At 68.6% G+C, this 6508-nt stretch carries 9 protein-coding genes and 1 pseudogene; 4 read left to right on the top strand and 6 right to left on the bottom strand.

The genetic code is table 11. From position 1 onward, the window contains the following. Nucleotides 1-247: 247 nt before the first annotated feature. Together VFO26_RS02870 and VFO26_RS02865 are read left to right on the top strand one after the other, a co-directional pair. Nucleotides 248-793: a cupin domain-containing protein gene (locus tag VFO26_RS02870; protein WP_325113372.1), complete on the top strand. Its 546-nt coding sequence runs from the start codon at nucleotides 248-250 to the stop codon at nucleotides 791-793. 67 nt (nucleotides 794-860) lie between these two features. Then, the gene (locus VFO26_RS02865) at nucleotides 861-1316 is read left to right on the top strand and encodes a hypothetical protein (protein ID WP_325113371.1); all 456 of its coding nucleotides are present in this window, start codon (nucleotides 861-863) and stop codon (nucleotides 1314-1316) included. A gap of 149 nt (nucleotides 1317-1465) precedes the next feature. Here VFO26_RS02865 and VFO26_RS02860 read toward each other — a convergent pair whose 3' ends face one another. Continuing rightward, nucleotides 1466-2050, bottom strand: a complete 585-nt coding sequence (locus VFO26_RS02860; protein ID WP_325113370.1) for a cupin domain-containing protein — start codon at nucleotides 2048-2050, stop codon at nucleotides 1466-1468. A 119-nt stretch (nucleotides 2051-2169) separates the two neighbouring features. Beyond that, nucleotides 2170-2580, bottom strand: a complete 411-nt coding sequence (locus VFO26_RS02855) for a heme-binding protein (protein ID WP_325113369.1) — start codon at nucleotides 2578-2580, stop codon at nucleotides 2170-2172. A gap of 260 nt (nucleotides 2581-2840) precedes the next feature. On the opposite strand from VFO26_RS02855, the gene VFO26_RS02850 reads away from it, so the two are divergent. Further along, entirely contained in the window at nucleotides 2841-3356 is a 516-nt protein-coding gene (locus tag VFO26_RS02850; protein WP_325113368.1) for a cupin domain-containing protein, read from the top strand. A gap of 54 nt (nucleotides 3357-3410) precedes the next feature. Here VFO26_RS02850 and VFO26_RS02845 read toward each other — a convergent pair whose 3' ends face one another. The 4 genes from VFO26_RS02845 to VFO26_RS02830 all read right to left on the bottom strand — a co-directional run bounded on the left by VFO26_RS02845 (nucleotide 3411) and on the right by VFO26_RS02830 (nucleotide 5979). Next, nucleotides 3411-3740 (bottom strand): dihydrofolate reductase family protein, encoded by a 330-nt coding sequence (locus VFO26_RS02845; protein WP_325113367.1) that lies wholly within the window; start codon nucleotides 3738-3740, stop codon nucleotides 3411-3413. Between the two features lie 94 nt (nucleotides 3741-3834). Next, nucleotides 3835-4161, bottom strand: a complete 327-nt coding sequence (locus tag VFO26_RS02840; protein WP_325113366.1) for a GYD domain-containing protein — start codon at nucleotides 4159-4161, stop codon at nucleotides 3835-3837. Nucleotides 4162-4222: 61 nt separating this feature from the next. Then, nucleotides 4223-5593, bottom strand: coding sequence for a permease prefix domain 1-containing protein (locus VFO26_RS02835; RefSeq protein WP_349259033.1), 1371 nt, complete (start codon nucleotides 5591-5593; stop codon nucleotides 4223-4225). A 2-nt stretch (nucleotides 5594-5595) separates the two neighbouring features. Next, nucleotides 5596-5979: a PadR family transcriptional regulator gene (locus VFO26_RS02830; protein ID WP_325113364.1), complete on the bottom strand. Its 384-nt coding sequence runs from the start codon at nucleotides 5977-5979 to the stop codon at nucleotides 5596-5598. 210 nt (nucleotides 5980-6189) lie between these two features. On the opposite strand from VFO26_RS02830, the pseudogene VFO26_RS02825 reads away from it, so the two are divergent. Beyond that, nucleotides 6190-6508, top strand: a pseudogene (locus tag VFO26_RS02825) (hypothetical protein); the annotation flags it as partial.

Raw genomic sequence — 6508 nt, 5'->3', positions numbered from 1 at the left:
CGGCACGAAGTGTCGAGCCGATCGCCCGTCCGATGTAATCGTGCGCGACTGCTGGCTCGTCTGATCGGATGCAGACCCCACGCACGCGACTGAAGCTCACTCGGGGAAGAAGCCGTCGCCGGACGAAGCGCCGAGCTCGTTGCCGACGCGGGCCGAATGCGGACGGTGCTCGCGTGTTGACCGAGTCAGGCCCCTCGGACGGACATCCGCCGAGGAACACCATGCTCGCGGTGCAAGAATCCCGTCGGTGCCAGAAGCACAGCTCGAGGACCTGGGATCGGGGCTGACGCCCGTCACCGAGGGCTGGTTCGTCGTCAACGTGCGCGACGCCGAGTGGTTTTCCTCGGAGACGAGGGGCGCGAGGTGCGCCTTCGAAAGCGAGTACGGCGACCCGCCGGTCGAGTTCGACCAGTTCGGGATCAACGTCACCGTGCTGGAGCCCGGGCAGACCGGCCTCTACCACGCCGAGGAGAACCAGGAGGCGTTCCTCGTCCTTTCGGGGGAGTGCGGGCTGCTCGTCGAGGACGAGGAGCGACGCCTGCGGCCCTGGGACTTCTTCCACTCTTCCCCGTGGACCGAGCACGCCTTCGTGGGCGCGGGCGAGGGGCCGTGTGTGATCCTGATGGTCGGTTCGCGCTCGGGCCCGGGAGTGCGTTACCCGGTGTCGGAGCTTGCGGCGCGCTACGGCGCGAGCGTGGCGGAGGCGACCTCCGACTGGAGGCAGGCGTACGCGACGGTCGAGCGGTTCCGGCGAGAACGACCGCGGAACCGGGCTCGTCTGCCCTGGGCGTAGATTCCCTCAGGCGTCATTCGACGAACACTCGCGCAGGCGAGCGTAGGGCTCTGCGATCATTCTCCGAATGGTCGGCCTGCGTTGGGATGGGGACGAGCGCGGCGAAGGCGTCGCTGATGCGACCGGGTTTGTGGCCGGCGTCTTCGAGTTGGTCGACGCGATGCGGAGCCCGAGTTGGGTGGCCGAAGAACCCGGAGTTCATCTCCTCGCTCATATCGAGCGGGCATGCCGGACGCTGCTGCTTGAGGTCGAGGACGCTCGGCTGTCTGCTGACGGATCGTTCGATGTCCGCCTTTCCTGGACGGGGCAGGGGTGGCGGGTCGGGGAGATCCGCGCGGCGGTCTTCGCGCTCGTGGGCAGTTTTGCCGAGATCGCGACGTACGTCAGGCAGCGTCGTGTAACAAGTGAGAACAGGGATGAGACGCTCCTCTTCGAGATCGTCACCGGCATCCTCGACGACGGAGACAACGTGTTTGCCCCGCACGGGCACACGGTGCAGATCAGCGTCTCGCCGGCTCCGTAGCGCGGTCAAGCGTCGGCGCTCAGGGGACATTCCTGAACACTGGCGCAGACGACGTTCTCGCCTTGTGCCCCCCGGCGACTATCACGGGGCCCGTCTTCGGCCGGTGCGCTGCGGCACTCCGTTCGAACGCCGCGGCGCACCCGCGAGAGCTACGGCTGCTCAGCCCACGGAAGTCCGTCCCAGTGTCCTGGACGTCGAACCTCCCATCGGCCTCGGCGCTCAGGTCCGGCGTCGTACCGGAGCGCGACCTCGGATCGGGGAGAGACCCGCTCGAGATCGTCGCGCCGGTTTCCCGTGGCGAGGATCACGCACGGTCCTGTTTCCTTGGCGACGAACGCGTGCGCGGTCATCGGCGGGCAATGCACGAAGTCCCATGCCCGCAAATGCCGTTCCTGGTCTTCGATGATGAGCACGCACTCGCCCATCAGGACGAGGAAGTCCTCCTCGACCGACTCGGCGTGGTAGCCGGTTGCCGGTCGCCCCGGCGGCACGACGCGGATCGTGAACCCGGCGTTCGGCTTCTCGTAGGCGGTGAGATCGGGTCGACCCCGCAAGACGAACTCGTCGGACTCGAAGATGCAGACGCCGCCGTACCACTCGTTGGTGACCCACGCGGCGTCAGCGGTGTTGACGATGAACCATCCCGGCGTGACAGGTGCCAACCCTGATGCGACACGTTCAAGTCGTGCTTCAGTGACCACGGTTTCCTCCTGGTTGATCTCGTCGTCGGCCACCGACAGGCGTCACCGACGGCCGGTACGTGTCAGGCAGCCCAGGCCAGCCGCACAGATGTGCGGCGGAGGGCCGTACACGGGCGGGATCAACTACGCCGGGAACGCCACAGCAGTGGAGTCTAGTCTGGAAAGACCGCCCGCAGGCCGGCCTCGATACAGGCGCGGTCGTCGTCACCGCTCGCGCCGCTCGCTCCGGCCGCGCCCAGCACGCCCTCGCTGCTCCGGATCAAGACCGCGCCCGGGCCCGGAATGAGGGGGAGCCGCGCAAGCCTGCTGACCGCGTCGAAGAATCCCTCATGGGACTCGCGGCTGGCCGCAAGCTGCTCGCCGTCGCGGTGCCAGAGCGCGGTTCCGGCTGCCTTCGCCTCGGCGATCTGCGCTGAGAGCGGAAACGCGCCGTCCATGCGGCCGAGCGCGACGAGGAGCCCGCCCTCGTCGACGACCGCGACCGCGATCTTCCACCCGTTGGCGAGTGCGTGGTCGTTCGAGGCTGCGATCAGGACGTGGGCCTGCGCGAGGCTCAGCGGCATCAGCGCAACGTACCAGCGGTGGTGCTTGGCGTGACAACGGGCGCCCCCAGCATCCGGGCCGGCATGGTCGGTGGGTGGGCGAGCGGCGGTGACTGTTCCCCCGACCCGGGCAACCGGTGTCGTGGGGTGGCCGCGTTCGACACGCCGCTTGCGATGGCCCCGGCGGCCACACGCGTCCTGGAGCCGCGGCCGGCCTGGCAGATGTCATGCTCACCCGAGTGATCCCCGAGGCGCAGCTTGTGGCGACGGAGCATGGCCTTGTGCCGAAGGGCGACGGCTGGTTCGTTCTGAACGCGCGCGACACGCAATGGTGGGAGCGGAAGGGGCGCGGCGTCCTGTGCGAGTTCGAGGGCGCAGGTTTCGAGGGAGCCACGGACTTCATGCAGTTCGGGGTCAACCTGACCCTGCTCGGGCCCGGGGAGCCGATGGCGATGTACCACTGGGAATCCGACCAGGAGGATTTCCTCGTGCTTTCCGGCGAAGCGATACTCGTCATCGAGGGTCGGGAACGCAGGCTTCGAACATGGGACTTCGTACACTGCCCTCCGGGGACGAACCACACGATCGTCGGAGGTGGAACGGCACCGTGTCTCGTGCTCGCCGTCGGCGCGCGGGATCGCTCCGGCGCTCCTGACTGGGGCGCATACACCGTGGACGAGGGCGCGCTCCGCCGCGGCGCAGGCGTCGCGCGCGAAACCACGGAGGCGCGTGAGGCGTATGCCCGGTTCCCTCAGAGTGTCCTGACCCGGTACCGCGACGGCTGGCTCGCCGAGTGACACCGACAGGCTCCGTTCTCGCGCCCACGCGTACCTGGTCAACCGCCTGCGGCGCTACCGGAGGACGCGGTACTCGAGGTGCGTCACGCCGTCGTTCTGGCTGTGCCCGGTCTGTTCCAGCTCGATTCGCTGCGGGAGTTGGTCGAACAGCCGGCGGCCGCCTCCGAGCAGGACGTCGATCAGATGGATTCTGATCTCGTCCACGAGGCCCGCGGCAAGGAACTGCTGGTCGATGTCGGCGCCCATGAGCCCGATCCGCTTGTCCGCGGCGACCTCCTGGGCCTTCTCGAGGGCACGCTCGATCCCATCGGTGACGAAGGTGAATACCGGGTCCGAGCTCGCCGGCGGCGTGTGGGTGACGACGAAGCACGGGACCTCGCCCATCGGCCCCTTGCCAGCGACGGGTGAGCGATGGACCCGTCGGGACATCGACCCCGGGCCGAGCAGAACGTCCCCAGTGGCTCGGTCGCGCTGGGCGCTACGCGCCGGGCGGCCGGTACTTGACCTGCTCCGCCTTGCGCAGGGCATCCATCGTCTCGTCGACGGTCATGAGGACCGTCGTCTCGATCGAGCTCAACGCACCGCCGCCACCGATCGCCAACGCGACCGCGGCCATGGACACGTTGTCCGGAGCCTCCCACAGGGAGTAGCCGTCGTGCTCGCCGAAGGCGTACCAGAAGCCGTGGAGCTTCCCCCCGACCGACTCGATGTACGCCTCGGCGGCCGCACGGCGGTCTTCTGGATTGCCGATCAGCCTGGCCCAGGTCTCCGGCGTGTAGCTGAAACTCGACAGATAGAGCGGCATCGTCCCTCTCTCTCGTTCACCGACCCGGGCGGGTCGGCTCAGGCGTCAGAGTATGACGACCTCAGGCGTACCCGAACGCGGGCGGAAACACGATCACCACGACCGCCGCCCACACGGCATAGACGAGCAGGTAGTCCGTCTGCCACCGTTCGAGGCCCGTCAACGAGCCGCGCCCTCGCAGAAAGCGGATGTAGAGCACCGCCGACCACGCCAGGTTGACCAGGAGCATCACGTTCACGCCGAGCGCCGCCGTACGGTTCGGACTGAAGCCGAACTCGCTGATGCGCGCGCCGATCGCCCAGAGCGCCACCGCGTCGGCCACGAGCGCACCGACCACCAGCACGACCTGCATCACATCGAAGACGCCGGGAGGCGACCCGGGGTCGCGGGCGGAGACGGAGTAGAGGAGGAGGCCCAGGACCACCACCAGGAGCAGGTTGAACTGGATCAGCGTGTCCCGTTCGATGTCGAGCCCGCCTCCCGTCCACAGCAGGGCGCCCAGGAACGTGACCAGCACCGCCGCGAAGAGCGGGGTGAACAGCCGCGTCAGCACGGGCGCCATGTTCTCGATCACGCTCTGCTTGGCCTCGACCAGCCACGAGGCGACGATGACCGCGCCGACGGCTCCGCAGGGGAGGAGCCACGACTCGATGAACGGCTCGGCGTCGATCCCGATGGTCTCGAACAGCACCACCATGAAGGCCGTGAGGACGCCTCCCCCGAGGGCGATCAGCACGAAGTAGATGAACAGCTCGCCCGAGAACCGGATGAAGTCCATGCGCCCCGCGACCTGGCTCCAGCGGCCGCCGGCGTACGCGATCCCGACGACGAGCCAGAGCGCGATCGGCACGTGCAGGGCGGTGAGCGCCTCGGTCGAGCTGTCCGGGTCGAACGGATAGACGTTCGCGGAGACGGCCGCCGCGACGAACGCGGCGGCCAGCCAGGGGAGCATGCGGCGATCCAGCCGTCGCTTCCACGCGAAGTATCCGGTCAGCAGGGGCAGGACGAAGAAGCTCAGGTTGCGGGCGTAGAACTCGCCGTCCTCGTCCAGCTGCATGCCGAACAGCGAGGGCACCTTGACGGCCACGGCCGCCGCCACCGCGAGACCGAATGCGACGATGGCGTCGGTTCGCGCCGCGGCCTGCGGCTCGTCGGTCTCGGAGGGGGCTACGACGAGCTGCTTCCAGAGGCGCTCGGAGTGCTCGCGCGCGAACTCCCGCGAGAGGGCGTCGAGGTCGCCCATGCGCTTCACCGCCACGAGGAACGCCTCGTCGGAGTCGAGCCCCGCGTCGGAGAGCACCGCGACCTGCTCGCGCAGGTGATCCTCCAGCTCCGCCACGTCGACGGAGTGGATCGCCTGCCGACGGCGGAGGTAGCTCCGCCACTGGTCGATCTGCGCCTCGAGCGATACCGCGTGATCGGGAGCCGGAATCGTCAGGCTCCCTCTGGCAGGAGCATGGTCGACGGCCGGCCGGCGCCGGCGGGAAGGGAGAGCGCCCGCCAGATGCCTCGCAGCGTCTCGTCCACCGCCTGCCACTGCCTGCGTTCCTCGGCGAGTTGTGCCCGGCCGCCGGCGGTGATGCCGTAGTACTTGCGACGACGGCCGCTCTTCGCGACCTCCCATCGCGCCTCGACGTGGCCGAGCCGTTCGAGCCGATGCAGGACGGGGTAGAGCATCCCGTCCGTCCACTCCATTCGCCCTCCGGAAAGCTCGCGCACGCGCTGGAGGATCGCATAGCCGTAGCTGTCCTCCTCCGCCAGGATCGCAAGGACGATGGGGGTCGAGGAAGCGGCTATCAGGTCCTTGCTGATCTCCACGATCTACCCCTCGTCCGGCTCCGACGAGCCCGATTCCAAGTCGTGCATAGCAGCACTATACATTGAAGCGTTATGTAACGTGGGCCGGAGCGAGACCGTCTGCGTCCTGATCGCGTCCCCCGACAGATCAGTGGATGCAACACACCGATCAGTGGAACCACGGATGGCGGGCGCGGGCCGTCGAGCGAGCCTTGCACCGAGGTTCGATCGGTGTCGACAGTCGCGATACGCAGCCCGGGACGCTCGAGGCGGCGTCTGGTTGGCTCGCTGCTGCTCGCGCTGCTCCTCTTCGCGGGAGCCGCGCTGGTCGTGCGCAGCGTGCTCGTCTCTGCCGATCGGGCGTCGGCGCGGCCGGAGCTCCAGCGGATCCTCGACGGTCTGGTCACGGGCCGGGGGCAGGTCGCGCCGGGTGTGACGGCCTTTGTGTCGGGACCGCGTGGAAGCTGGGCCGGGTCGGCCGGGTACTCGAACGTGGAGACCGGCCGGCGGATGCCTGTCGATGCCCGCATGCGGCTGGAGAGCGTGGGCA

Origin of the sequence: Gaiella sp. (assembly GCF_035710885.1) — a bacterium.
GTDB lineage: Bacteria > Actinomycetota > Thermoleophilia > Gaiellales > Gaiellaceae > Gaiella.
This window is presented reverse-complemented; position numbering and strand designations above follow the sequence as displayed.

Excerpts from the sequence above, each read along its gene's own strand:
- VFO26_RS02840 (WP_325113366.1), bottom strand. The coding sequence starts at position 4,161 with ATGCCGCTCTATCTGTCGAGTTTCAGCTACACGCCGGAGACCTGGGCC.
- VFO26_RS02855 (WP_325113369.1), bottom strand. The coding sequence starts at position 2,580 with ATGCCGCTGAGCCTCGCGCAGGCCCACGTCCTGATCGCAGCCTCGAAC.
- VFO26_RS02865 (WP_325113371.1), top strand. The coding sequence starts at position 861 with ATGGTCGGCCTGCGTTGGGATGGGGACGAGCGCGGCGAAGGCGTCGCT.
- VFO26_RS02845 (WP_325113367.1), bottom strand. The coding sequence starts at position 3,740 with ATGGGCGAGGTCCCGTGCTTCGTCGTCACCCACACGCCGCCGGCGAGC.